We start from the raw sequence: 25,351 nt of genomic DNA, 5'->3' as shown, positions 1-25,351 counted from the left end.
AACACCCCGAACATGTGACCGAAATGGCGGAACTGGACGAACCGTGAACGGAGTGTGAAGTAGCTGCCGAGCCCGACGATGAGCACGATCAGTACTTTCCCGGAGAGGAAGTCGTTGATGACTTCAAGCATGGATGGATCCTCGCTTTTTTTGCAAAGGCGGCTCGATCGGCCGGTCGCGTCAACACCCGGTGTTGCGGGCAGTGTGGGCTGGCGACAGGTCTTCCCGAGCTTGCGCGGGTTGTTTTTAGTGTTGTTTCGCGTGTTTCAGTGCCGCTGTGCCGCGGATCGCTTACGCGAAGAGGGGCGGCACTATACCGATCAGGACTGCCAGCGTCTGCACAGCCTGTCATTTTTCATGAATGACCCTGTAAGCGTTGTCCCAGACACCTCGTCAGTTGGATGAAGAGTACCGCCGTCTGGCAGACGATTGGCAGGGCGTTTTCACTATGAAAAATCCAGTCAAAAAAAAGGGCTTGAAGGATGGTCCTTCAAGCCCTCAAAAGGTGAGAGGTGTCTAGTCCCTCGACCTGGTGAGCGTGTTGCGATCCGGTGGCTGAAGGTCAGGCCTTCAGCGGTACCAGGCGTGGAGCAATCATGTTTTCCGGGCGCAGGATGTCGGCGAGCATCGCTTCGTCGAGCAGGCCTTCCTCGCGGACCAGTTCCAGTACACCGCGGCCGCTTTCGAGGGCGACACGGGCGATACGGGTGGCGTTTTCATAGCCGATGTACGGGTTCAGCGCGGTGACCAGGCCGATGGAGTGTTCCACCAGCTCGCGGCAGCGGGTCTCGTTGGCGGTGATGCCGACGATGCAGTGCTCGCGCAGCATGTCCATGGCGCGCTGCAGCAGGCGGATCGAGTCGAAGATCTTGAAGGCGATCAGCGGTTCCATCACGTTCAGTTGCAGTTGGCCGCCTTCGGCCGCGATGGTCAGCGCCAGGTCGTTGCCGATGATCTGGAACGCCACCTGGTTGACCGCTTCCGGGATGACCGGGTTGACCTTGCCGGGCATGATCGAGCTGCCTGGCTGGCGCGCTGGCAGGTTGATCTCGTTGATGCCGGTGCGTGGGCCGCTGGACAGCAGGCGCAGGTCGTTACAGATTTTCGACAGCTTGACTGCGGTACGCTTGAGCATGCCGGAGAAGAGTACGAAGGCGCCCATGTCGGAAGTGGCTTCGATCAGGTCGGCCGCCGGGACCAGCGGCTGGCCGCTGATGGTTGCCAGGCGCTCTACCGCCAGGTTCTGGTAGCGTGGGTCGGCGTTGATGCCGGTGCCGATGGCGGTACCGCCCAGGTTGACTTCGGTGAGGACTTCCGGCGCCAGGGTCTTCAGGCGTGCCAGGTCTTCGCTCAAGGTGGTGGCGAAGGCATGGAATTCCTGGCCGAGGGTCATCGGCACGGCGTCCTGCAACTGGGTGCGGCCCATTTTCAGGACGTGGGCGAACTCTTCACCCTTGGCACCGAAGGCCTGGATGAGGCTTTCCAGGCTGGCGAGCAGGGCGTCGTGCCCCAACAGCAGACCCAGGCGGATGGCCGTCGGGTAGGCGTCGTTGGTCGACTGCGCCATGTTCACGTCGTTGTTCGGGTGCAGGTACTGGTATTCGCCCTTGCTGTGGCCCATGGCCTCCAGCGCGATGTTGGCGATGACTTCGTTGGCATTCATGTTGGTCGAAGTACCAGCGCCGCCTTGAATCATGTCCACCACGAACTGCTCGTGGAAGTCGCCGCGGATCAGGCGGGCGCAGGCCTCGCTGATGGCCGCGTGCTTGGCTTCGCTCAGGTGGCCCAGCTCGCGGTTGGCGTCGGCGGCGGCCTGCTTGACCATGGCCAGCGCCACGACGAATTTCGGGTAGTGCGAGATCGGAACACCCGAGAGGCGGAAGTTGTTCACCGCTCGCAGGGTCTGGATGCCGTAATACGCGTCGCCGGGTACTTCAAGTACGCCAAGGAGGTCTTTTTCTGTGCGGAAGGATGCAGCGGAGGACATGATAGAAATCATCTCGTTATGAACCCGGTCGGTGCCGGAACGTCGACAATGCTAGGCCTGCGCGGATTTTTGGGCCAATGCTGTTACACACTGCCCCATGCATAAACGGCATAATGCAGGTGTGACGCCGCGTGCGTGACGAGCGTGTGAACCAAAATGGTGCGCGTGACGGAGAAGTTGATGAATCTCGAAAGCAAATGGTTGGAAGATTTCAGTGCCCTGGCGGCCACCCGCAGCTTTTCCCAGGCTGCCGAGCGCCGCTTCGTCACGCAGCCGGCCTTCAGCCGGCGGATCCGCAGCTTGGAGGCGGCGCTGGGGCTGACCCTGGTGAACCGCTCGCGCACGCCGATCGAGCTGACGGCGGCGGGGCAGTTGTTCCTGGTGACGGCGCGCACGGTGGTCGAGCAGTTGGGTGAGGTGGTGCGTCATCTGCATCACCTGGAAAGCGGGCAGGGCGAGGTGATCCAGGTGGCTGCCGCGCACTCCCTGGCGCTGGGGTTCTTCCCGCGCTGGATCGCCCAGATGCGCAACGAGGGCCTGAACATCGCCACGCGGCTGGTGGCGACCAACGTTGGCGATGCGGTGCATGCCTTGCGCGAGGGCGGCTGCGACCTGATGTTGGCCTTCTATGACCCGGATGCGGCCTTGCAGATGGATGCGGAGATTTTCCCGTCGCTGCACCTGGGGCACACCGAGATGTTGCCCGTGTGCGCGGCGGGGCCGGATGGCAAACCGCTGTTCGACCTGGAGGGCGAGGGTAGCGTGCCGTTGCTGGCCTATAGCGCCGGAGCCTTTCTCGGGCGTTCGGTTAACCTCTTGCTGCGCCAGCGCAACCTGCGTTTCACCACGGTGTACGAGACGGCCATGGCCGACAGCCTCAAGGGCATGGCCCTGGAGGGGCTGGGGATCGCCTGGGTGCCGCAGTTGAGCGTGCGGGCCGAACTGGCGCGGGGCGAGCTGGTGGTGTGCGGTGGCCCGCAGTGGCATGTGCCGCTGGAGATTCGCCTGTATCGCTGCGCGCTGGTGCGCAAGGCCAACGTGCGGTTGTTGTGGCGCAAGCTGGAGGGCGGCGCGGCGCAGGCGGCGGTAGCGGGCTGATATACCGGGATGTCAGGCCTGTCACCTCTGTGGGAGCCGGCTTGCTGGCGATAGCGACTTTTCCATCGCTGGTGGATGGCCGCCTTCGGCGGATCGCCAGCAAGCCGGCTCCCACGGGGGCGTGTTCCGGTCCCGGTTGGATTGACCTGGAAGTCAGGTAAACCGGCCTTCAGCGGCTGAAAACGACCTGTCGACAAAGCTGCGTCAAACGCGTTTTTTTCGGTATACTGCGCGGCCTTCGGCCGGTTTGCCCGGCCATTGTTCGCATGACAAGCCACGCCGGTCCTCCCGCGTGGCTTGTTGTTTTTGACGCGCCCGCGGGCGCCCAAGAGAAGAGGCACGACGATGAGCGCACTGGTTGGCGTGATCATGGGCTCCAAGTCCGATTGGTCCACCCTTAGCCACACCGCCGATATGCTGGAAAAGCTCGGTATCCCCTACGAGGTGAAAGTGGTATCGGCCCACCGCACCCCGGACCTGCTGTTCCAGTATGCCGAAGAGGCCGAAGGCCGCGGCATCGAGGTGATCATCGCCGGTGCCGGTGGCGCGGCCCACCTGCCAGGCATGTGCGCGGCCAAGACCCACCTGCCGGTGCTGGGCGTGCCGGTGCAGTCGTCGATGCTCTCGGGCGTGGACTCGCTGCTGTCGATCGTGCAGATGCCGGCCGGCATTCCGGTCGCCACCCTGGCCATCGGCAAGGCCGGCGCGATCAACGCCGCGCTGCTGTCGGCGAGCATCCTCGGCGCCAAGCACCCACACTTCCATGCCGTGCTGAAAAAATTCCGTACTGAGCAGACAGACAGCGTCCTGGACAATCCAGACCCACGCATCGCCTGAGGTTTTTGACGATGAAGATCGGTGTAATCGGTGGCGGCCAACTGGGCCGCATGTTGGCGCTGGCGGGCACTCCGCTGGGGATGGACTTCGCTTTTCTCGACCCGGCGCCGGATGCCTGCGCAGCCGCCCTGGGCGAACATCTGCGAGCCGATTACGGCGATCAGGACCACCTGCGCCAGTTGGCCGACGAAGTCGACCTGGTGACCTTCGAATTCGAAAGCGTGCCGGCGGAAACCGTGGCCTTCCTGTCGCAGTTCGTCCCGGTCTATCCGAGTGCCGAAGCCCTGCGCGTCGCCCGTGACCGCTGGTTCGAGAAGAGCCTGTTCAAGGACCTGGGGATTCCGACCCCGGCCTTCGCCGACATCCAGTCCCAGGCCGACCTCGACGCGGCAGTGGCCAGCATCGGCTTGCCGGCCGTGCTCAAGACCCGCACCCTGGGCTACGACGGCAAAGGCCAGAAGGTCCTGCGCAGCGCGGCCGACGTGGTCGACACCTTTGCCGAACTGGGCAGCGTGCCGTGTCTGCTGGAAGGCTTCGTGCCGTTCACCGGCGAAGTCTCGCTGATCGCCGTGCGGGCCCGGGATGGCGAAACCCGTTTCTACCCGCTGGTGCACAACACTCACGAGAACGGCATTCTCAAGCTCTCGGTGGCGAGCACCGACCACCCGCTGCAGACCCTGGCCGAAGACTATTCCAGTCGGGTGCTCAAGCAGCTGGACTACGTCGGCGTGATGGCGTTCGAGTTCTTCGAGGTCGACGGTGGCCTGAAGGCCAACGAGATTGCCCCGCGCGTGCACAACTCCGGGCACTGGACCACCGATGGCGCCGAGTGCAGCCAGTTCGAAAACCACCTGCGGGCGGTGGCCGGGCTGCCGCTGGGTTCGACCGCCAAGATCGGCGAGAGCGCCATGCTCAACTTCATCGGCAGTGTGCCGCCGGTGGAGCGGGTGTTGGCGATCGCCGATTGCCATCTGCACCACTACGGCAAGGCGTTCAAGGCCGGGCGCAAGGTCGGTCACGCCAACCTGCGCTGCGCCGACCGGGCGACCCTGCAGGCGCAGATCCTGAAGGTCGAAGCGCTGATCGCCGAGTAAAAGTTATCCGGACAGGCGGGAACCATCGGTCCCCGCCGTCCTCTGATGGCAAGATGCCGAGGCGCGGCTAGGCTTCGGTTGGGGGCAACCATTCGGAGGAAACGTCATGGGTATCATCGGAACCATCTTCATCGGCTTGATCGTTGGCCTCGTGGCACGTTTTCTCAAGCCGGGCGATGACAGCATGGGTTGGATCATGACCATCCTGCTGGGTATCGGCGGCTCGATCGCCGCGACCTACGGTGGTCAGGCACTGGGTATCTACCATGCCGGGCAGGGTGCCGGTTTCATCGGTGCTGTCGTCGGTGCCATCGTTCTGCTGGTGATCTACGGGATGATCAAGAAGAGCTGAGTCGACCCGATAATCCCCTCTGCGCGTCCTGCGCAGAGGGGCTAGAATGCCAGCCTGATTCCCTCCTGCCGAGTTCCTCATGCGTCGTTTCCTGTTGACACTTCTCCTGTTGGGCAGCGGCCTGGCCCATGCGGCCGAGCTCCCGGAAACCGACTGGCTGGAACTGATGCCCAAGTCGGACCAGAAAGCTCTCGAGCAAATGCCCGAAATCAGCCACAACTCCCCGGAAGCCAACGGCACCTTTACCGCCAAGGGCGGCTTGAAGCAGGCCAAGGGGCTGCCGGCGGTGATGTATTCGACCAAGACCGTGGCGGCCATGAACGGCAAGGACATCCGCATCGGCGGTTATCCGGTGCCGCTGGAAACCGACGCCAAGGGCCGCAGTACGCTGTTCTTCCTGGTTCCCTACCCGGGCGCCTGCATCCACGTGCCGCCGCCGCCGCCGAACCAACTGGTGCTGGTGCGCTATCCCAAGGGGCTGAAGCTGGATGATATCTACACGCCGCTGTGGGTGACCGGCACCCTGAAGATCGAGAAGGTCAGCAATGACCTGGCCGATGCGGCGTATGCGCTGGATGCGGCAAGGGTGCGGGTGGTGAAGGAATCGGATCTGTAGGTTTTCTTGATCGTTGATCGTTCCCACGCTCCGCGTGGGAACGCCTCTCAGGACGCTCAGCGTCCGCTCTTGTGACGCAGAGCGTCACGGATTGCGTTCCCACGCGGAGCGTGGGAACGATCGGGAGGGAGTCGGATCTGTAGATCGCACGTTGCTCATTGTGGCGAGCGGGCTTGCCCGCGCTGGGTCGCGAAGCGGCCCTCGACGCTATGTACTCGGCGTGTCAGGCACACCGAGTACATAGGTTCTACGACTGCTTGCAGTCGAGCGCGGGCAAGCCCGCTCGTCACAGGCGCGAATCTTCAGCCCAGGCGGCGGCTGCCGATGGTCACGCCCAGCGCATGGCTGGCCCCCGGTGCCAGTGTCACCACATCGTTCATCACGTTCGCCGTCTCGATGCACAGCATCTTCTGCCAGCCATCGTCGGCCAGGTCGGCCAGCTGGCTGGCCCGGTCGATCCACGGATTCCAGATCACCGCCGAACGCGAGTTCTCTGCTGTCAGTTCGATGCGCCGCTCCCAGGCCGGGTCGACGATGCTCAACTGTGCCGGCGTATCCAGGTAGATGCGGTCGGTTTCACCGCTGAAGCGCAGCTCGCCCTGCTGCTGGACGTGCTTCCACTGGTCCGCGGTATCGATGTAGGTCAGGCCTTCGACGCCTTCGACATGCACGTTGCGCACGTCGCTGACCGCGAAGTAGGTGTGCAGTGCCTGGCTCAGGGTGACCGGATGATCATCGAGGTTCTCGCTGGTGAGGCTGATGTGCAGCTTCTCGCCCAGATGCACCGCCAGCTTCAGCCCGACCTTGTGCGGCCAGTCCGCAAAGCCGCCCTCGGGCAGCGGCAGGGTGAATTCGGCGAGCACGCCGTCGTCATCGGCCCGGATGCCCAGCAGGGTCCATTCCTGGGTCCGGACGAAACCGTGGGCGGTTGGCTCCTCGCTGCTCTGGCGCATCGCCTGGACGCTGTCGGGGTTGCGCTGGAACACGCCGAACCAGGGCCAGCACACCGGCACGCCGGCGCGGATGCTCTTGCCGTGCTTGAACTGGGCCTGGTCGTTGAGCCAGATCACCGGCGGTTCGCCGGCCAACTGGTAGCTGAGGATATGCGCGCCCTGCTGGGCGACCAGCAACTCGGCCTGGTCGTGGCGGATCCGCCAGCAATTGAGTTCATCCAGCTTGACCGTTTCAACGTGTGGCGTGCTCATTGTGTTCTCGCTCGGCAACAGGGACTGCAATGGACCGCAAAAAACGCAGCGGGTTTAGGTACGCCGTGGCACGGAGCGGGTGCGACCGCTGCCGTCGATGGCGACGAACACGAACACCGCCTCGGTGACCTTGCGCCATTCGCTGGACAGCGGGTCGTCGCTCCACACCTCGACCATCATCCGGATCGAACTGCGGCCGATTTCCAGGGCCTGTGTATAAAAGGACAACTGGGCCCCGACCGCCACCGGCACGAGGAACGCCATGCGGTCGATGGCGACGGTGGCGACGCGGCCGCCAGCGATCTTGCTGGACATGGCGGTGCCGGCCAGGTCCATCTGGTTGACCAGCCAGCCGCCGTAGATATCGCCGAAACCGTTGGTTTCGCGGGGCAAGGCGGTGATTTGCAGGGCGAGATCGCCTTGCGGGATGGGATCTTCTTGTTCGAGTTCGATCATATTCAGGGGCCTCTGACCCATGACGCTACGTGGGTATTGCAGGTGAATAGCCGTCTTCTGGAAAAACGATTCAGCCCGAACATGCTACGTTCGTCACGTTTCTCTAAGGCGTACTAAAGGGAAACTCTGCAAAACCGGCTGGAACGGGGGCCCAACGACGTTTTTGCACAGCACCCTCGCAGGGCGACAGCCACCAGTATATCGAGCGACCCGCTTGACTACGACCATCAGAAAGGCCTTTCGATCGCTCTATATCGGGCCATTGTTTACTTTCTGAAACATTTTATTATCTTTCCAGGCATTCCTCGCTGGCGACATGTTTTACCGCTTTGGCGTTTTCCTACAACCCGGCTTGTGCGATCTTTGCTGGATTGACGCCGGTGGCAGCCTGCCGACAGGCCTATTCGTAAATATATAAGAGAAGCCTTGCATGAGTACTGTGTCGCCCAGCCTTGCGCAACCCGCGCGCCCGCTGACCCGAAATGACTACAAGACGTTGTCGCTGTCGGCCCTGGGAGGCGCGCTGGAGTTCTACGACTTCATCATCTTCGTGTTCTTCGCGGCGGTGGTCGGCAAGCTGTTCTTCCCGGCCGAGATGCCGGAATGGCTGCGGCTGATGCAGACCTTCGGAATCTTCGCCGCCGGCTACCTGGCGCGGCCGCTGGGCGGCATCGTCATGGCGCACTTCGGCGACCTGCTGGGGCGCAAGAAGATGTTCACCCTGAGCATCTTCATGATGGCCGTGCCGACCCTGATCATGGGCCTGCTGCCGACCTACGCGCAGATCGGCATCTGGGCGCCGATCCTGCTGCTGTTGATGCGGGTGATCCAGGGCGCCGCCATTGGTGGCGAGGTCCCGGGCGCCTGGGTGTTCGTCGCCGAACACGTGCCGCAGCGGCAGATCGGCTTCGCCTGCGGCACCCTGACCTCGGGCCTGACCGCCGGCATCCTGCTGGGTTCGCTGGTCGCGACCCTGATCAACAGCGTCTACAGCCCGCTGGAGGTGAGCGACTACGCCTGGCGTATCCCGTTCCTGCTGGGCGGCGTGTTCGGCCTGTTCTCGGTGTACCTGCGCCGCTGGCTGCACGAAACCCCGGTGTTCGCCGAACTGCAGCAGCGCAAGGCGCTGTCCGACGGCATTCCCCTGGGCGCGGTGCTGCGTGACCATCGGGGTGCGATCATCATCTCGATGCTGCTGACCTGGCTGCTCTCCGCTGGTGTGGTGGTGGTGATCCTGATGACCCCGACCGTGCTACAGACCGTTTTTCACTTCAGCCCGACCGTTTCGCTGCAGGCCAACAGCCTGGCGACCGTCTGCCTGACCCTGGGCTGCATCGCTTCCGGCGCCCTGGCCGACCGCTTCGGTGCCGGCCGGGTATTCATCATCGGCAGCCTGGCGCTGATGGCCACCTTCTGGACCTTCTACAGCACCGTGGCGGCCCACCCCGAGTGGCTGTTCCCGCTGTACGCCTTGAGTGGCCTGTTCGTCGGCACCATCGGTGCCGTGCCCTACGTGATGGTCAAGGCGTTCCCGGCGGTGGTGCGTTTCAGCGGCCTGTCGTTCTCCTACAACCTGGCCTACGCGATCTTCGGTGGCCTGACGCCGATGGTGGTGACCCTGCTGCTCAAGGAAAGCCCGATGGGCCCGGCGTATTATGTTGCAATAATTTGCAGCGTCGGCGTGCTGGTGGGCGGCTACCTCTGGTCGAAGTCCCGCTAAGCCACCTGTTTCCCGGGTTTCCAGCGTTTCAGGAATAAAGGCCAGTCATCCTTGCGGATGCTGGCCTTTCATCTAATTGTCACATACCAGTCATAGAGTGTTCATGCGGCCTGCCGATACTTGGCCCCGACTTAACATAACCCTCTCTGCTAGGAGCAAGGCATGAAACTGAAACGTTTGATGGCGGCAATGACTTTTGTCGCTGCTGGCGTCGCGACTGCCCACGCGGTGGCCGCTGGTGTAGACCCGTCCATTCCCGCCTATACCAAAGTCCAAGGCGTGTCGGGCAACCTGTCCAGCGTCGGTTCCGATACCCTGGCAAACCTCATGACCCTGTGGGCAGAGGGTTACAAGAAAGAATACCCGAACGTGAACATTCAGATTCAGGCCGCCGGTTCCGCTACCGCACCGCCCGCCCTGACTGAAGGCACTTCGAACCTCGGCCCGATGAGCCGCAAGATGAAGGACACCGAACTGGCCGCCTTCGAGCAGAAGTACGGCTACAAGCCGACCGCCATCCCGGTCGCGGTCGATGCCCTGGCGGTGTTCGTGCACAAGGACAACCCGATCCAGCACCTGACCATGGAACAGGTCGACGCGATCTTCTCCTCGACTCGCCTGTGCGGCGCCAAGGCCGACGTCAAGACCTGGGGCGACCTGGGCGTGACCGGCGACCTGGCCAACAAGCCAGTCCAGCTGTTCGGCCGCAACTCGGTATCCGGCACCTACGGCTACTTCAAGGAAGAAGCCCTGTGCAAGGGCGACTACAAGCCTAACGTGAACGAGCAGCCAGGTTCGGCTTCCGTGGTGCAGTCCATCAGCTCCTCGCTGAACGGTATCGGCTACTCGGGTATCGGCTACAAGACCGCCAGCGTGAAAACCGTGGCCCTGGCCAAGAAAGGCAGCACCGACTTCATCGAAGACACCGAAGAAAACGCACTGAACGGCAAATACCCGCTGTCGCGTTTCCTGTACGTCTACGTCAACAAGGCGCCGAACAAGCCTCTGGCCCCGCTGGAAGCCGAGTTCGTGAAGCTGGTTCTGTCCAAGCAGGGCCAGGAAGTTGTCGTGAAAGACGGTTACATCCCGCTGCCAGCCAAGGTTGCCGCCAAGGCACTGGCTGAACTGGGCCTGAGCGAAGGCGCCAAGAAGTAAGCATCGGGCCGGAGTCTTGAACTCCGGTATGTGGGGGCGGGCCTGCCCGCGAAAGTGATCCTGAAAGGACATTTTGCAGACAGCCCGCCAGCCACGCACATAATTTCCGAATCCGCTGCCAGCCATGCTGGGCGGCGGCTTCCGTGCGTCACTGCACTGTCATCTTTCTGTCATACAGGATCGCTAGGGTGTGCGCATGAACGATCTGGCCAATTCCACCATGACTACGACTTCTCCCCCCAAGCGCATTGACTTCAATACGCCTGAACTCAAGCGCAAGCGCCAAATTCGAGCGCTCAAGGACCGTCTGACCCGCTGGTATGTGTTCGTTGGCGGCCTGGCCGTCCTGGCGGCGATCACGCTGATCTTCTTCTTCCTCGGTTATGTGGTCATGCCGCTGTTCCAGGGCGCTTCGCTGACGGCGGAAAAAGCCGTCAGCCCCGCCTGGATGCGCGATGCCGGCAACCCGCTGATGATCTCCCTGGAAGAACAGAACCAGGTGGGCATGCGGGTTTCCGATCAGGGGCAGGTGCTGTTCTTCGCCGTCGAGGGGGCCGCCGAGCTGTCCCGGATGAGCCTGCCGATTCCGGCCGGTACCAAGGTCACTTCCATCAGCAAGGACCAGCCGGGTGTCCCGCTGGTCATCGTCGGCCTGTCCAATGGCCAGGCGCTGGTGTTCCGTCACAGCTACAAGGTGACCTATCCGGATGGCAAGAAGACCATCACCCCGATGATCGAATACCCGTACGGGGAGACGCCGATCACCCTGGACGAGCAGGGGCATGCCCTGGAGCACGTGAACCTCAATGCCAGCGATTCGACGCTGATCGCCGTGGGTTCCAATGGCGCGCAACTGCACGTGCTGGCGCTGACCAAGGAAGAAAACATGATGACCGGCGAGGTCACCAGCGAGCAGAAGAACATCGACCTGCCGCAGATGACCGAGCCGGTGAAGGCGATCTACATCGACCCACGCCAGCAGTGGCTGTACGTGATCAACGGGCGTGCCCAGGCCGACGTGTTCAGCCTGCGCGACAAGAGCCTGAATGGCCGCTACAAGTTGCTCGAGGACGCCAACACCGAAGTGACCGCCAGTGCGCAACTGGTGGGTGGTATCTCGCTGATCATCGGTGACTCCAAGGGCGGTCTCGGCCAGTGGTTCATGGCCCGCGACCCCGATGGCGAACTGCGCCTGAAGCCGATCCGCAGCTTCCAGATGGGCACCGCGCCGATCGTCGAGATCACGGCCGAAGAGCGTCGCAAGGGTTTCGTCGCCCTGGATGCCGCCGGCAAGCTCGGGGTGTTCCACAGTACCGCGCACCGCACCCTGCTGGTCGAGCAGGTGGTCGACGGCCCGGGCCTGTTCGGTCTGTCGCCGCGGGCCAACCGGGTGATCGTCGAACAGGGTGGCAGGATCCAGCCGCTGGTGCTCGACAACCCGCATCCGGAAGTGTCCTGGAGCGCGCTGTGGAGCAAGGTCTGGTACGAGAACTACGACGCGCCCAAATACGTCTGGCAATCGACCGCCGCCAACACTGACTTCGAGCCCAAGCTGAGCCTGTCGCCGCTGACCTTCGGTACCCTGAAGGCCGCGTTCTACGCCATGCTGCTGGCGGCACCGCTGGCTGTCGCCGCGGCGATCTACACCGCCTACTTCATGGCCCCGGGCATGCGCCGCAAGGTCAAGCCGGTGATCGAGCTGATGGAGGCGCTGCCGACGGTGATTCTCGGCTTCTTCGCCGGCCTGTTCCTGGCGCCGTATGTCGAAGGTCATCTGCCGGGGATCTTCAGCCTGCTGCTGTTGCTGCCGATCGGCATCCTGGTGGCCGGTTTCGCCTGGAGCCGCCTGCCCGAGTCGCTGCGCCTGCGGGTGCCGGATGGCTGGGAAAGCGCGATCCTGATCCCGGTGATCCTGTTCGTCGGCTGGCTCTCGCTGTTCATGAGCCCGCACCTGGAGTCGTGGTTCTTCGGCGGCGACATGCGCCTGTGGATCTCCCACGACCTGGGCATCACCTACGACCAGCGCAACGCCCTGGTGGTCGGCCTGGCCATGGGCTTCGCGGTGATCCCGAACATCTATTCGATCGCCGAAGACGCCGTGTTCAGCGTGCCGCGCAGCCTGACCCTGGGCTCCCTGGCCCTGGGCGCCACGCCCTGGCAGACCATGACGCGGGTGGTGATCCTCACCGCCAGCCCGGGCATCTTCTCGGCGCTGATGATCGGCCTGGGCCGTGCCGTCGGCGAAACCATGATCGTGCTGATGGCCACCGGCAACACCCCGGTCATGGAGATGAACCTGTTCGAGGGCCTGCGCACCCTGGCGGCGAACGTCGCGGTGGAGATGCCGGAGTCGGAGGTGGGCGGTAGCCATTACCGCGTGCTGTTCCTCTCGGCGCTGGTGCTGCTGCTGTTCACGTTCATCATGAACACCCTCGCGGAACTGATTCGTCAGCGTCTGCGCAAGAAATACTCGTCGCTTTAATAAAGGTAGAAGTCTGTGAAACAGAACTCCCTGAATGGCTGGTTCAAGAGCGGCGCCCCTGGCGTCTGGATCAGCGGTGGTGCGGTGTCCATCGCGGTCATCATGACCATCGGCTTGCTGGCGGTGATCGCGGTCCGTGGGCTGGGGCATTTCTGGCCGGCGGACGTGATCCATGCCGAGTACACCATTCCCGGCCAGGCCCCGCAGGTCGTGGTCGGCGAAGTGGTACAGAAGGAAGAAGTGCCGCGGGCGCGGCTGAAGACGGCGGGCCTGCCGGTGCCGGACAACGGTCCCGAGTTCATGACCCGGGAGCTGGTCAAGGTCGGCAACCGCGACCTGAACGGCAGCGACTTCACCTGGATCGTCGGCGAGTGGCTGACCAATCTGAGCACGCCGGCCGACCTGATGGCCATCGAGCGTCGTGAGTGGGGCAACTTCTACGGCACCCTGGTCAACGTCAAGGAAAACGGCAAGGTCGTCGCCGAGGGCAAGGCCGCCTGGCCTGAGCTGCAGGCGCGGATCGACCGGGTGAACGGTTTGGCCAGGCAACTCAAGACCCTGGAAAAGACCGACATCGGCGCGATCAACGCAGGTCTGGAGCGTATCCGCCTGCATGGCCGCAAGCTGGAACTCGAAGGCAAGCTGGACGCCGCGGCCCAGGCCGACATGGAATCCGAGAAGGCCGAACTGCATGCCCGCTACCAGGCCATCGAGGCACGCCTGAGCGAACTGCACACCGAGTTCAATCGCGACAGCCTCACGGCCCGCGATGGCAACGGCAAGGAACTGGAGATCGGCATCAGCAAGGTGGTGCACGCCTATCAGCCGAACGCCATGGGCACCTTCACCAAGCTGGGTTTCTACTTCGGCAAGGTCTGGGAGTTCCTCAGCGACGACCCGCGTGAAGCCAACACCGAGGGCGGGATATTCCCGGCGATCTTCGGTACCGTGATGATGACCCTGATCATGGCGATGATCGTCACCCCGTTCGGCGTGCTGGCGGCGGTGTACCTGCGCGAGTATGCCAGGCAGAACGCCCTGACCCGGGTGATCCGCATCGCGGTGAACAACCTGGCCGGCGTTCCGGCGATCGTCTACGGCGTGTTCGGCCTGGGTTTCTTCGTCTATGTGCTGGGCGGTTCGCTCGACCGGCTGTTCTTCCCCGAGGCCCTGCCGGCGCCGACTTTCGGTACTCCGGGCCTGCTCTGGGCGTCGCTGACCCTGGCGCTGCTGGCGGTGCCGGTGGTGATCGTGGCCACCGAGGAAGGTCTGGCGCGCATTCCGCGCACGGTTCGCGAAGGTTCGCTGGCACTGGGGGCGACCAAGGCCGAGACGCTGTGGAAGATCGTCCTGCCGATGGCCAGCCCGGCGATGATGACCGGCATGATCCTCGCCGTGGCCCGTGCCGCCGGTGAAGTGGCGCCGCTGATGCTGGTGGGCGTGGTGAAACTGGCGCCGTCGCTGCCGCTGGACGGCAACTACCCGTACCTGCACCTGGACCAGAAGATCATGCACCTGGGCTTCCACATCTATGACGTCGGCTTCCAGAGCCCCAACGTGGAGGCGGCGCGCCCGCTGGTGTACGCCACCGCGTTGCTGCTGGTGCTGGTGATCGCCACGCTGAACCTGTCGGCCGTGTGGATCCGTAACCACCTGCGCGAGAAGTACAAGGCGCTGGATAGCTGATGACGCATCACCCGTAGGAGCAGGGCTTGCCAGCTCTTGGCGGCCTCCGAGGCCCTTCGCAGGCAAGCCTTGCTCCTACAAGGTCCCTTTTTGCACACGCCGCCCAGCGGCGAATCGAAACGAATTTGTTAGCGCAGGGAGTTTACCCATGCAGCATGAAACCCAACCCCACGGCATCAACATGTCCGCCCTGGGTCGCAGCAAGCAGAGCCTGGACCTGGCCAGCGAGACCGTGGCCATCGAAGTCCCGAAACTGAGCCTGTTCTACGGCGAGAAGCAGGCCCTGTTCGACGTCAGCATGAACATCCCCAAGCAACGCGTGACCGCCTTCATCGGCCCGTCCGGTTGCGGCAAGTCGACCCTGCTGCGTACCTTCAACCGGATGAATGATCTGGTCGACGGCTGCCGCGTCCAGGGCGAGATCAACCTGTACGGCAACAACATCTACCGCAAGGGCGAGGATGTGGCCGAGCTGCGGCGCAAGGTCGGCATGGTGTTCCAGAAGCCGAACCCGTTCCCCAAGACCATCTACGAGAATGTGGTCTACGGCCTGCGTATCCAGGGCATCAACAAGAAGCGCGTGCTTGACGAGGCCGTGGAGTGGGCGCTCAAGGGTGCCGCCCTGTGGGATGAGGTGAAGGACCGCCTGCACGATTCCGCGCTCGGCCTGTCCGGCGGTCAGCAGCAGCGCCTGGTCATCGCCCGCACCATCGCCGTGGAGCCGGAAGTGCTGTTGCTCGACGAACCGTGCTCGGCACTCGATCCGATCTCGACCCTCAAGGTCGAGGAGCTGATCTACGAACTGAAATCCAAGTTCACTATCGTCATCGTGACCCACAACATGCAGCAGGCGGCCCGGGTCTCCGACTACACCGCGTTCATGTACATGGGCAAGCTGGTGGAATTCGGCGATACCGATACCCTGTTCACCAATCCCGCGAAGAAGCAGACCGAGGACTACATCACCGGTCGTTATGGCTAGGAGCGGCTGTGTGCCGCAGGCCGGGGGCGGCAAGGCAGATGCTGTGCGAACCCCGGATCAACCTATCACTGCTTGAAACGCGCGGCTTGAAGCCTGCAAGTTTCGCGGAGCTAAACCAATGATTGATAAAGAAGGTCTTACCCATCACATCTCCGCGCAGTTCAATGCGGAGCTGGAAGAAGTTCGCAGCCACCTGCTGGCCATGGGCGGGCTGGTGGAGAAACAGGTCAACGATGCCGTCACCGCGCTGATCGAGGCCGACTCCGGCCTGGCCCAGCAGGTGCGCGAGATCGACGAACAGATCAACCAGATGGAACGCAACATCGACGAGGAATGCCTGCGCATCCTCGCCCGTCGCCAGCCGGCGGCGTCCGACCTGCGGTTGATCATCAGCATCTCCAAGTCGGTGATCGACCTCGAGCGCATCGGCGACGAAGCCACCAAGATCGCCCGTCGTGCCATCCAGTTGTGCGAAGAAGGCGAAGCCCCGCGCGGTTACGTCGAAGTCCGCCACATCGGCGACCAGGTGCGCAACATGGTCCGTGACGCGCTGGATGCCTTCGCCCGCTTCGATGCGGAGCTGGCGCTGTCCGTGGCGCAGTACGACAAGATCATCGATCGCGAGTACAAGACCGCGCTGCGCGAGCTGGCCACCTACATGATGGAAGACCCGCGCTCTATCTCGCGGGTGTTGAGCATCATCTGGGTCCTGCGTTCGCTGGAGCGGATCGGCGACCACGCACGTAACATCTCCGAGCTGGTAATCTACCTGGTGCGTGGAACCGACGTACGGCACATGGGCCTCAAGCGCATGCGTCAGGAAGTTGAGGGTTTGGCCCCCGAAACTGCTAATGTTCCAGACAAAGCTGACGATAAGTAAGATTGCCCGAGAGAAACGCCCGGCCAATGGTCGGGCGTTTTTGTTTGTGGTGTACGAATTTTATGCGCCTTGCGAGCGATAAAATCCCGGCGTGACTGATCAGTTTTGCAAATGGCCATTAGCCAGTATGCTGGCCGGGATTTTTAGAGGAATGGTCAATGAGCAAAGTCAGTGTGTTGGTGGTGGATGACGCATCGTTCATCCGCGACCTGGTGAAAAAGTGCCTGCGCAACTACTTCCCGGGTGTGCGGACCGAAGACGCCGTCAACGGACGCAAGGCCCAGGCGATCCTGGCGCGCGAGGCGTTCGACCTGGTGCTGTGCGACTGGGAAATGCCTGAAATGTCCGGCCTGGAACTGCTGACGTGGTGCCGTTCGCAGGAGTCTCTCAAGACCATGCCGTTCGTGATGGTCACCAGCCGTGGCGACAAGGAGAACGTGGTGCAGGCGATCCAGGCCGGGGTCTCCGGCTACGTCAGCAAGCCGTTCACCAACGAACAACTGCTGACCAAGGTCAAGCAGGCACTGCACAAGGTCGGCAAGCTCGACGCGCTGATGAGCACCGCGCCGAAGTCGAACGCAGGGTTTGCCAACGACTCGCTGAGCGCGTTGACCGGTGGCAAGCCGGCGGTGGTGTCGCCTGCGGCTCCCGCAGCCCCCGCCGCGGCGCCAACTGCGTCCAAGGGCATCCTCAACAGCCCGCCGGTGCGTCCGGCCGCCGCGGCGACTGCCAGCCCGGCGACCGGCGGTCGTGGCCAGGGTCAACTGCGCCTGGCCAGCGGTACCCAGCAATGCGTGATCAAGGCCCTGAGCATCAAGGAGGCCCTGCTGGTCGTCCGCCGTGGCGAGGCCCTGCCACAGATCCTGGAAAGCGCCGTGCTCGATCTGGAGCAGGGTGAAAATGCCGAAGTGGCGCGCCTGAACGGCTACCTGCACGCCATCGTCGCCCACGAGCCCAAGCCGGACAGCGATTGGCTGCAACTGACCTTCCGGTTCATCGACCAGGATGCGCAGAAACTCGACTACATTTCTCGCCTGATCGCTCGCGGCACCGCCCAGAAACACTTCGTTCCCGGCGCCTGATGCCCGCCTGACAACCCGGTGCGGCTGACGCGCCGGGTTGCCTGTCCTCATTCCTACCTCGCGTATCGAAAAGCCTTTCGTCCGAATAGTCCTTCGTCCGATTTATTTATATCTGTTTTGATATAGATTGGTCGACAACACATGCTGACAGCCAAGTCTTGCAACAACCTCACGCCCCGAACGCCTCGCCTGTTGATTACGCTTTTCCTGGCAAGCACGGGAGTTATCGATGGCAAGGCACAAGGATGTGGTATTCGTGGGGAGCTCGCTCAGGGATCTGCGGGCGTTCCCACTGGAGGCGAAAAGAGCAGTGGGTTTCCAGTTGGATCTTCTGCAGCAGGGTGAAGCACCTTGCGACTGGAAACCCATGATGACGGTAGGCAGGGGGGTCTACGAAATCCGTGTCAGTGATGAGAGCGGCGCGTTCCGGGTGTTTTACGTGGCCAACAGGGTTGATGCCCTGTATGTCCTGCACGCCTTCAGGAAAACGACCCGGAAGACCCAGGCCCGTGATATCGAGCTTGCGAGGGTGAGATATCAGGAGATAGGAGCAAGATCATGAGCGATCATGCCAATTTTGAACGTTTTTCCTCCGTCTGGGATGCCCTGGAGGAGACGCCCCGGGAGGCGGCCAATATGCGCCTGCGCTCCAGGCTGATGATGGCGCTGATCAGCAGGATCAACGCCTGGGAGCTGTCCCAGAAGGCGGCGGCCCAGCGCCTGGGGATCAGCCAGCCCAGGCTGAACGACCTGCTCAACGGCAAGATCGACAAGTTCTCCCTGGATGCCCTGGTGAACCTGTCGGAGCCGGCGCAACTGGAGGTCGACCTGTGCTTCGGCCAGGGCGCGATCCAGTCGGCCTGAGTCACACAAACATCTTGGCGGCCTGCTAATCTGCTCGCCACGTTTGGTTTGGCGACTTGCCCTATGTTGTTCCTGCGCCTGCTGTTTTCCTGTGGCCTGCTGATGGCCGCCACTTCGGCTGCGGCCATGACGGTCTACAAGTACGTGGACGCCAATGGGGTGGTCACCTACAGCGACCGCCCGGCACCAGGGGCCCAGGTGTTCGTGTTCCGCGATCGGATGGTCGAGCACCTGGAGCGGCAGGTACGCCTGGACATTCGCAAGCAGAAGGGCGGTGACGAAGTGTTCGTGCGCAACGACCTGTATGCACCGGTGGAGATCGAGTTGAGCTTCGGCTCGCTGAAGAACGTCAGCGGAGCGCCTCAGCAGCCGATTCGCAGGGTGTTGCCGGCACGCAGCAACCAGCGCCTCGCGCTACTGAGCGCGACCCAGGCCGGGCAGCCGTTCCTGTATACCCCGAAATTCCGCTATTCCCTCGGCGACCCCTCAGGCCAGGCCCAGGGCTATCGCTACCCGTTTCCCTGGCGCGGCGGGCCCTTTCGCCTGACCCAGGGGCCGAACGGCGAATACAGCCACCGTGGGGTCAAGAGCCGCTATGCGATGGATATCGCCATGCCGGTGGGCACGCCGATCATCGCGGCGCGGGGCGGGGTGGTGGTCAAGACCGAGAACGACCAGTCCGGGCGTGGCAAGAACCCGGCGGGCAACTTCGTGCGGATCCTCCATGACGACGGCACCATGGGTGTCTACCTGCACCTCAAGCGGGGCTCGGTGAGCGTGCGCGAGGGCCAGCGCGTCGCGGTGGGGAGCCCGCTGGGGCTGTCGGGTAATACCGGCAACAGCACCGGGCCGCACCTGCATTTCGTGGTGCAGCGCAATACCGGGCTGGGATTGGTGTCGATTCCGTACCAGTTCAGCCAGCCGATGGAAGCCCTGCCGAACTTCGCCGTGGGCGGGCAGTGACAGGACCCGCTGAACCCTGGCCCTGTGGGAGCCGCCCGGCCGGCTCCCACCAGGAGGGTGTGGGTGGTCAGTCGAGCTTGAGCACCTTGGCCAGGATGATCTTCGGACCCTTCATCTTCTTGATGATGATGCGCAGGCCTTCGACTTCCATGACCTCTTCTTCCTCGGGCACCCGCTTCAGGCTCTCGTAGACCAGCCCGGCAAGGGTTTCGGCCTCGATATGGTCCAGGTCGATCCCCAGCAGGCGCTCGACCTTGAACAACGGCGTGTCACCACGCACCAGCAGCTTGCCCGGCTGGTAGGCGAGGATGCCGCGTTCGGCCTTGCGGTGTTCGTCCTGGATGTCGCCGACCAGCACTTCGAGCACGTCTTCCATGGTCAGGTAGCCGATCACCTTGCTGTCGGCTTCCTCGACCAGAGCGAAGTGCGAGCCGCCCTGACGGAACTGTTCGAGCAGGCGCGACAGCGGCATGTGCTTGGACACGCGCTCCAGTGGGCGGGTCAGCTCGGCGAGGTTGAACGACTCGGGGATGTGGTCCAGCGCGGCCAGTTCCAGCAGCAGGTCCTTGATGTGCAGCAGGCCGACGAACACGTTGCGTTCGGCGTCGTACACCGGGTAGCGGCTGAACTTGTGGCGACGGAACAGGGCCAGGATTTCCTTGAGCGGCGCGTTGCAGTCCAGGGTCACCAGGTCTTCGCGCGAGTTGGCCCAGTCGACCACCTCCAGTTCGCCCATCTCCACGGCCGAGGCCAGTACGCGCATGCCCTGGTCGCTGGGATCCTGGCCACGGCTGGAGTGCAGGATCAGCTTGAGTTCCTCGCGGCTGTAGTGGTGCTCGTGATGCGGGCCGGGCTCACCCTGGCCGGCGATGCGCAGGATCGCGTTGGCACTGGCGTTGAGCAGGTAGATGGCCGGATACATCAGCCAGTAGAACAGGTACAGCGGCACCGCCGTCCAGAGCGACAGCAGCTCCGGCTTGCGGATGGCCCAGGACTTGGGCGCCAGCTCGCCGACCACGATGTGCAGGTAGGAAATGATGAAGAAGGCGGCGAAGAACGACACGCCCTTGATCACTTCGGGAGAGTTCACGCCGACGGCGCCGAGCACTGGCTCCAGCAGGTGGGCGAACGCCGGTTCGCCGACCCAGCCCAGGCCCAGGGAGGCGAGGGTGATACCCAGTTGGCAGGCGGACAGGTAGGCATCCAGCTGGCTGTGTACGGTGCGCAGGATCTGCCCGCGCCAGCCGTTCTGCTGGGCGATGGTTTCGACGCGGGTCGAGCGCAGCTTGACCATGGCGAACTCGGCGGCAACGAAGAAACCGTTGAGCAGCACCAGGAGCAGAGCAAAGAGAATCATGCCGAAATCGGCGAATATCGATAGGAGGGTGAAGCTACTAGGGGAAGGGTCCATGATGGGGTTTTACGGTTTCCATATTTCAATGTGAAGTTGTGTTCCGTGGCCTGAAAGGCAGGCCCAAGCCTTCCAATGTAGCGGCACATGGGCCCCTTGCATAGTGGCTGCTAGCTGGGACCTTTCGCTTAGACGGAGAGTTCGTTCTTCTGTGCGCGCACGACCTGGGCCGGGGCGAAATGGCAGGTGAAGGTGCTGCCGTGGCCTGGCACGCTGCTGATTTCCAGGCGAGCCCGGTGGCGCAGCAGTACGTGCTTGACGATGGCCAGGCCCAGGCCGGTGCCGCCGGTGTTGGAGTTGCGGCTGGAGTCGACGCGGTAGAAACGTTCGGTCAGGCGCGGCAGGTGCTTGTTGTCGATGCCGATCCCCGAATCCTGGACGCTGAGGTGCGCGCCCTGTTCGTCGCCCCACCAGCGTACGCGGATGGTGCCCTCGGCCGGGGTGTACTTGACGGCGTTGAACACCAGGTTGGAGAAGGCACTGCGCAACTCACCCTCGCTGCCCTTGAGGCGGATGCCCGGGGCGGCTTCGACGGTGATGCTCTGGTTGAGTGGCCCGGACAGCGCCTGGGCATCGTTGCGGATCGTCTGCAGCAGGCTATCGACCTGTACCGGATGGTTGTCCGACGGATAGTCGGTGGCTTCCAGCTTGGCCAGCAACAGCAGGTCGTTGAGCAGCGTCTGCATGCGTCCGCCTTGCTGCTGCATCTGTTGCAGGGCACGCAGCCAGCGCGGATTCACATCCTCGGCGTTGTCCAGCAGCGTCTCCAGGTAACCGCAGATCACCGTCAGCGGGGTGCGCAACTCGTGGGAGACGTTGGCGATGAAGTCCTTGCGCATCTGCTCCAGTTGGTGGATGCGGGTGACGTCACGGACCAGCATCAGGTGCTCGTTGTTGCCGTAGCGGGTGATGTGCAACTGGATGCGCAGGCGATCGTTGGTCGGCGAGGGGATTTCCAGGGGTTCGGCGTAGTTGTCCTGCTCGAAGTATTCCTTGAAGCGCGGGTGGCGTACCAGGTTGGTCACCGGCTGGCCGCTGTCCTGTGGGGTCTTGAGGCCCAGCAGGGTTTCGGCGGCGCGGTTCCACCATTCCAGGTTGCCTTCGCTGTCGAGCATGACCACCGCGTCCTTGAGCGCCGCGGTGGACTCCTGGACCCGGTCGATCACCGCCTGCAGGCGGCCGCGCACGCGCTGGTCGCGACGTTGCAGGTGGTAGATGCTGTCGAACACGTCGCCCCACAGGCCGTAGCCATCGGGCGGTGCCTCGTCGGGTTTGTGCAGGCGCAGCCACTCATGCAGGCGCAGCAGTTGCTTGAGGGTCCAGACGAGGTAAATCCCCAGGCCCACGGCCAGGGCCCAGCTGTAGTAGCCGGTTATCAAACCGACCAGCAGGCAGCCGGTCACGAGCAGCAACAGGTGGCGGATCAGGGTGCCATGCCAGTTTTGATTCACTTCAACATGCGTCCTTGTCGGCAGTCAGTGCACGTAAGGCGGCTCAGCCCTTGGTGGAAAACCGGTAGCCGGTGCCACGCACGGTTTGTACCAGATTTTCGTAGGCATCGCCGAGGGCTTTGCGCAGACGGCGGATATGCACGTCGACGGTGCGTTCTTCGACGTAGACGTTGCCACCCCAGACCTGGTCCAGCAACTGTCCGCGGGTGTAGGCGCGTTCCTGGTGGGTCATGAAGAACTGCAACAGGCGATATTCGGTGGGACCCATCTCGGCCGGCTTGCCGTCGATGGTCACGCGGTGGCTGATGGGATCGAGCAGCAGGCCACCGACTTCGATCGGCGCCTCGCCGTCGGTCGGGCCGGCGCGACGGAGCACGGCCTTCAGGCGGGCCACCAGTTCCCGTGGGGAAAACGGCTTGGTGATGTAGTCGTCGGCGCCGACTTCCAGCCCCTGGATCTTGTTGTCTTCCTCGCCCTTGGCGGTGAGCATGATGATCGGGATGTCGCCGGTCAGCTCGTCGCGCTTGAGGCGTCGGGCCAGCTCGATGCCCGAGGTGCCGGGCAGCATCCAGTCGAGCAGGATCAGGTCAGGTTTGCGGTCGACGATGATCGCATGGGCCTGCTGGGAGTTTTCGGCTTCCATGCAGTCATAGCCGGCCATTTCCAGGGCGACAGCGATCATCTCCCGAATCGGGGCTTCGTCGTCGACGATCAGAATGCTCCTGCCAACCATGTCCCTTAATCCTCTTGTCATTGAACTGTCTTGCGCCGCATTAGATAACGAAATTATTGCAGTCATGTGACAGCTTTTCCGCGGTGCCGACGATAGCCCGTTTCATGAACTAAGCTGGGGGTTCGAATCTACAACCACAAAAGGAAGGTTCCGATGACTCGTTCCTCGTTTTCGCTGAAAGCCCTGCTGGTCGCCGCGGCCCTGTCGCTGCCGGCGCTGGCGTCCGCTGCCGAGCCGGCAATGGTCAAGGACGGCATGCTGGTCGACCACCATGGCATGACCCTGTACACCTTCGACAAGGACGCCGTGGGCAAGTCGGTGTGCAACGGCGACCCCTGCGAGACCAACTGGCCTCCGCTGGCTGCCGGCGCAGCGGACAAGTCGTCGGGCAAGTGGAGCGTGATCAAGCGCGATGATGGCAAGCTGCAGTGGGCCTATGACGGCAAGCCGCTGTACACCTTCAAGGCCGACAAGAAGGACGGTGACAAGACGGGTGACGGCAAGGGCGGTGTGTGGCACGTGGCCAAGCCCTGATGTGTTGTGGGAGCCGGGCTTGCCCGCGAAGCTTTTGGCGGCCTTGAGGGCCTGTTCGCGGGCAAGCCCGGCTCCTACAGTCCGTGTTGGATCGGGCCATTCGCGTCCGCGTTGGATTCGCAACAGGCTCAGCGCAGCGCGTAGTCCAGCATCACCCCGATAAAGATCGCCAACCCCGCCCAGTGGTTGTGCAGGAACATCCTGAAGCAGCGTTGCGGATCGCGATCGCGGGTCATCCAGAACTCCCAGGCGAAGCACGCCGCCGCCACCAGCAGCCCGACATGGAACCAGCCGCCCAGCTCGAAGCGAAAGCCGGCCAGCAGCAGGCAGCCGAGCATCAGCCCCTGCAGGGTCAGGATAATCACCCGGTCGGCATCGCCGAACAGGATGGCGGTGGATTTCACGCCGATCTTCAGGTCGTCCTCGCGGTCGGTCATTGCGTAGTAGGTGTCGAAGGCCACCGTCCACATCAGGTTGGCGATGTACAACAGCCAAGCCGCCGCCGGCAGGCTGCCGTCCTGGGCGGTGAAGGCCATCGGGATGCCCCAGGAATAGGCAGCGCCCAGCACCACCTGAGGGTAGTAGGTGTAGCGCTTCATGAACGGATAGCAGGCTGCCAGTGCCAATGCGCCGAAGGAAAACCACACGGTGGTGGCGTTGGTGCATAGCACCAGCACGAAACTGATGCCCATCAGCAGGGCGAATGCCGCCAGCGCCTCCTTGCCGCTGATCCGGCCCGCCGCCAGTGGCCGTTGCTCGGTGCGCTTGACGTGGCCATCGACCTTGCGGTCGGCGAAGTCGTTGATCGCGCAGCCGCCGGCGCGGGTCAGCACCACGCCGAGACCGAATATCAGCAGGTGGCTCAACGAGGGCACGCCCTTGGCGGCGATCCACAGTGCGCTCAGGGTCGGCCACATCAGCAGGTAGATGCCGATCGGCTTGTCCATCCGCGTCAGTTGCAGGAAGTCCCAGGCCCGTGGATGCAGGCGGTTCATCGATTTGAGCAGGTTCAGGTACATCAGCAGGTCTCCTGGGCGGTATCGACCGCCTGCCACAGGTCCGGCAGGAAAATCTCCGCCACCAGCAGGCTCAACGACCCGCGGTTGAAGCGCGAGCGCCGGCCCCAGAGGTTGTCGGCACGGTGTTCGGCCGGCAGCCAGGACGCCGGGTAACGGCAGACCTCGATCGCCTGGCGCTCGAAGGCCTGGTCGCAGAACAGCAGTTCACCCAGCGAGCGGCTGCCCAGTTCGTCCAGGTTCAGCCCGCCCTGTTGCAGGACGCTCCGCGCCGCCACGCTGCGGGCGAATACCCAGGGCTGGCCGTGGCCGCGCAGATAGACCTCGCGCACCCAGCCGAGGCTCCCGGACGGCAGTTCGAGGGCGGCGCACTCGTCGTCGCGCAACGCTTGCCAGCCCTCGAACAGCGGCGTGACGCTGAAAGTATTGTCGCAAAGCTTTGTCAGACGTCGGGTCAGAGAGCCCTCGTCGAACAGCCAGTCGAGGGTCCGAGTGCTGGGTGCGGTCGCCAGTCGGCTCTGCGTGAGCCAGGCGGGAGAGGCCGGAATAGGGGCGTTGTGCGACACGATGGGCAGTTGATCGGCAGCCAGTGAGGCCGCGAGCTTACCACAGGGTATCCGGCCAATTAGAGCGTCCGGGCGGTCATGGATGGCGATCATGCTTGCATCTGTCGGCTTCGGTCAGTACAAAACGCCCTGAGCCGGGCGACAACGCCGTACCCATCGATCGTCCGTGCCGACAATGCCT

At 63.2% G+C, this 25,351-nt stretch carries 25 protein-coding genes; 16 read left to right on the top strand and 9 right to left on the bottom strand.

The features are described from left to right. A partial coding sequence (locus tag K675_RS33305; RefSeq protein WP_198291599.1) for a sodium:alanine symporter family protein occupies positions 1 to 131 on the bottom strand: 131 nt, incomplete at its 3' end. 431 nt (positions 132 to 562) lie between these two features. Continuing rightward, positions 563 to 1,987: an aspartate ammonia-lyase gene (gene aspA, locus K675_RS0101585; RefSeq protein WP_026144826.1), complete on the bottom strand. Its 1,425-nt coding sequence runs from the start codon at positions 1,985 to 1,987 to the stop codon at positions 563 to 565. A 180-nt stretch (positions 1,988 to 2,167) separates the two neighbouring features. Between aspA and K675_RS0101580 the strand changes: the two genes are divergently transcribed. From K675_RS0101580 to K675_RS0101560, 5 genes are all read left to right on the top strand, one after another. Then, a complete protein-coding gene (locus K675_RS0101580) occupies positions 2,168 to 3,085 on the top strand; it encodes a LysR substrate-binding domain-containing protein (RefSeq protein WP_017901754.1) in 918 nt (305 codons plus the stop codon). 345 nt (positions 3,086 to 3,430) lie between these two features. Further along, positions 3,431 to 3,922, top strand: a complete 492-nt coding sequence (purE, locus tag K675_RS0101575; protein ID WP_017901753.1) for a 5-(carboxyamino)imidazole ribonucleotide mutase — start codon at positions 3,431 to 3,433, stop codon at positions 3,920 to 3,922. 11 nt (positions 3,923 to 3,933) lie between these two features. Continuing rightward, a complete protein-coding gene (locus K675_RS0101570; RefSeq protein WP_017901752.1) occupies positions 3,934 to 5,016 on the top strand; it encodes a 5-(carboxyamino)imidazole ribonucleotide synthase in 1,083 nt (360 codons plus the stop codon). A 106-nt stretch (positions 5,017 to 5,122) separates the two neighbouring features. Then, positions 5,123 to 5,368: a GlsB/YeaQ/YmgE family stress response membrane protein gene (locus tag K675_RS0101565; protein WP_017901751.1), complete on the top strand. Its 246-nt coding sequence runs from the start codon at positions 5,123 to 5,125 to the stop codon at positions 5,366 to 5,368. Between the two features lie 79 nt (positions 5,369 to 5,447). Then, positions 5,448 to 5,984: a DUF3299 domain-containing protein gene (locus K675_RS0101560; protein WP_017901750.1), complete on the top strand. Its 537-nt coding sequence runs from the start codon at positions 5,448 to 5,450 to the stop codon at positions 5,982 to 5,984. A gap of 302 nt (positions 5,985 to 6,286) precedes the next feature. On the opposite strand, the gene K675_RS0101555 is transcribed toward K675_RS0101560, so the two are convergent. Together K675_RS0101555 and K675_RS0101550 are read right to left on the bottom strand one after the other, a co-directional pair. Then, on the bottom strand, positions 6,287 to 7,189 hold the full coding sequence (locus K675_RS0101555; protein ID WP_017901749.1) for a D-hexose-6-phosphate mutarotase: 903 nt from the start codon (positions 7,187 to 7,189) through the stop codon (positions 6,287 to 6,289). A 54-nt stretch (positions 7,190 to 7,243) separates the two neighbouring features. Continuing rightward, on the bottom strand, positions 7,244 to 7,645 hold the full coding sequence (locus K675_RS0101550) for an acyl-CoA thioesterase (RefSeq protein ID WP_010447769.1): 402 nt from the start codon (positions 7,643 to 7,645) through the stop codon (positions 7,244 to 7,246). 430 nt (positions 7,646 to 8,075) lie between these two features. On the opposite strand from K675_RS0101550, the gene K675_RS0101545 reads away from it, so the two are divergent. From K675_RS0101545 to K675_RS0101500, 10 genes are all read left to right on the top strand, one after another. Then, a complete protein-coding gene (locus K675_RS0101545; RefSeq protein ID WP_017901748.1) occupies positions 8,076 to 9,365 on the top strand; it encodes an MFS transporter in 1,290 nt (429 codons plus the stop codon). Positions 9,366 to 9,527: 162 nt separating this feature from the next. Beyond that, complete coding sequence (locus K675_RS0101540; protein WP_017901747.1) at positions 9,528 to 10,520, top strand: phosphate ABC transporter substrate-binding protein PstS; 993 nt, start codon at positions 9,528 to 9,530, stop codon at positions 10,518 to 10,520. Between the two features lie 448 nt (positions 10,521 to 10,968). After that, entirely contained in the window at positions 10,969 to 13,002 is a 2,034-nt protein-coding gene (locus K675_RS0101535) for an ABC transporter permease subunit (protein ID WP_198291601.1), read from the top strand. Positions 13,003 to 13,017: 15 nt separating this feature from the next. Further along, a complete protein-coding gene (gene pstA / locus K675_RS0101530; RefSeq protein ID WP_017901745.1) occupies positions 13,018 to 14,688 on the top strand; it encodes a phosphate ABC transporter permease PstA in 1,671 nt (556 codons plus the stop codon). 148 nt (positions 14,689 to 14,836) lie between these two features. Further along, entirely contained in the window at positions 14,837 to 15,670 is an 834-nt protein-coding gene (gene pstB, locus K675_RS0101525; RefSeq protein ID WP_017901744.1) for a phosphate ABC transporter ATP-binding protein PstB, read from the top strand. Positions 15,671 to 15,788: 118 nt separating this feature from the next. After that, complete coding sequence (gene phoU, locus K675_RS0101520; RefSeq protein WP_017901743.1) at positions 15,789 to 16,550, top strand: phosphate signaling complex protein PhoU; 762 nt, start codon at positions 15,789 to 15,791, stop codon at positions 16,548 to 16,550. 158 nt (positions 16,551 to 16,708) lie between these two features. Further along, complete coding sequence (locus K675_RS0101515) at positions 16,709 to 17,632, top strand: response regulator (protein WP_017901742.1); 924 nt, start codon at positions 16,709 to 16,711, stop codon at positions 17,630 to 17,632. 229 nt (positions 17,633 to 17,861) lie between these two features. Continuing rightward, complete coding sequence (locus K675_RS0101510) at positions 17,862 to 18,194, top strand: type II toxin-antitoxin system RelE/ParE family toxin (RefSeq protein ID WP_017901741.1); 333 nt, start codon at positions 17,862 to 17,864, stop codon at positions 18,192 to 18,194. Then, positions 18,191 to 18,496 carry a helix-turn-helix domain-containing protein gene (locus K675_RS0101505; protein ID WP_017901740.1) on the top strand — a complete coding sequence of 102 codons (306 nt, stop codon included), beginning with the start codon at positions 18,191 to 18,193 and terminating at the stop codon, positions 18,494 to 18,496. The genes K675_RS0101510 and K675_RS0101505 overlap by 4 nt, the downstream gene beginning before the upstream one ends. 66 nt (positions 18,497 to 18,562) lie before the next feature. Continuing rightward, positions 18,563 to 19,459: a peptidoglycan DD-metalloendopeptidase family protein gene (locus K675_RS0101500; protein WP_026144825.1), complete on the top strand. Its 897-nt coding sequence runs from the start codon at positions 18,563 to 18,565 to the stop codon at positions 19,457 to 19,459. Positions 19,460 to 19,526: 67 nt separating this feature from the next. On the opposite strand, the gene K675_RS0101495 is transcribed toward K675_RS0101500, so the two are convergent. The 3 genes from K675_RS0101495 to phoB form a co-directional block, all read right to left on the bottom strand. After that, positions 19,527 to 20,870 (bottom strand): hemolysin family protein, encoded by a 1,344-nt coding sequence (locus K675_RS0101495; protein ID WP_026144824.1) that lies wholly within the window; start codon positions 20,868 to 20,870, stop codon positions 19,527 to 19,529. A gap of 128 nt (positions 20,871 to 20,998) precedes the next feature. Then, positions 20,999 to 22,321, bottom strand: coding sequence for a phosphate regulon sensor histidine kinase PhoR (phoR, locus tag K675_RS0101490; RefSeq protein WP_017901737.1), 1,323 nt, complete (start codon positions 22,319 to 22,321; stop codon positions 20,999 to 21,001). Positions 22,322 to 22,364: 43 nt separating this feature from the next. Then, positions 22,365 to 23,054 carry a phosphate regulon transcriptional regulator PhoB gene (phoB, locus tag K675_RS0101485; protein ID WP_010447794.1) on the bottom strand — a complete coding sequence of 230 codons (690 nt, stop codon included), beginning with the start codon at positions 23,052 to 23,054 and terminating at the stop codon, positions 22,365 to 22,367. A gap of 153 nt (positions 23,055 to 23,207) precedes the next feature. Between phoB and K675_RS0101480 the strand changes: the two genes are divergently transcribed. Further along, on the top strand, positions 23,208 to 23,588 hold the full coding sequence (locus K675_RS0101480; protein ID WP_017901736.1) for a COG4315 family predicted lipoprotein: 381 nt from the start codon (positions 23,208 to 23,210) through the stop codon (positions 23,586 to 23,588). A 128-nt stretch (positions 23,589 to 23,716) separates the two neighbouring features. Here K675_RS0101480 and ubiA read toward each other — a convergent pair whose 3' ends face one another. Together ubiA and K675_RS0101470 are read right to left on the bottom strand one after the other, a co-directional pair. Then, the gene (gene ubiA / locus K675_RS0101475; protein WP_017901735.1) at positions 23,717 to 24,607 is read right to left on the bottom strand and encodes a 4-hydroxybenzoate octaprenyltransferase; all 891 of its coding nucleotides are present in this window, start codon (positions 24,605 to 24,607) and stop codon (positions 23,717 to 23,719) included. After that, positions 24,607 to 25,170, bottom strand: a complete 564-nt coding sequence (locus tag K675_RS0101470) for a chorismate--pyruvate lyase family protein (RefSeq protein ID WP_026144823.1) — start codon at positions 25,168 to 25,170, stop codon at positions 24,607 to 24,609. The genes ubiA and K675_RS0101470 overlap by 1 nt, the downstream gene beginning before the upstream one ends. Between the last annotated feature and the right edge of the window lie 181 nt (positions 25,171 to 25,351).

Origin of the sequence: Pseudomonas fuscovaginae SE-1, from assembly GCF_000364705.1 — a bacterium.
In the GTDB taxonomy this organism is placed as follows: domain Bacteria; phylum Pseudomonadota; class Gammaproteobacteria; order Pseudomonadales; family Pseudomonadaceae; genus Aquipseudomonas; species Aquipseudomonas fuscovaginae_A.
This window is presented reverse-complemented; position numbering and strand designations above follow the sequence as displayed.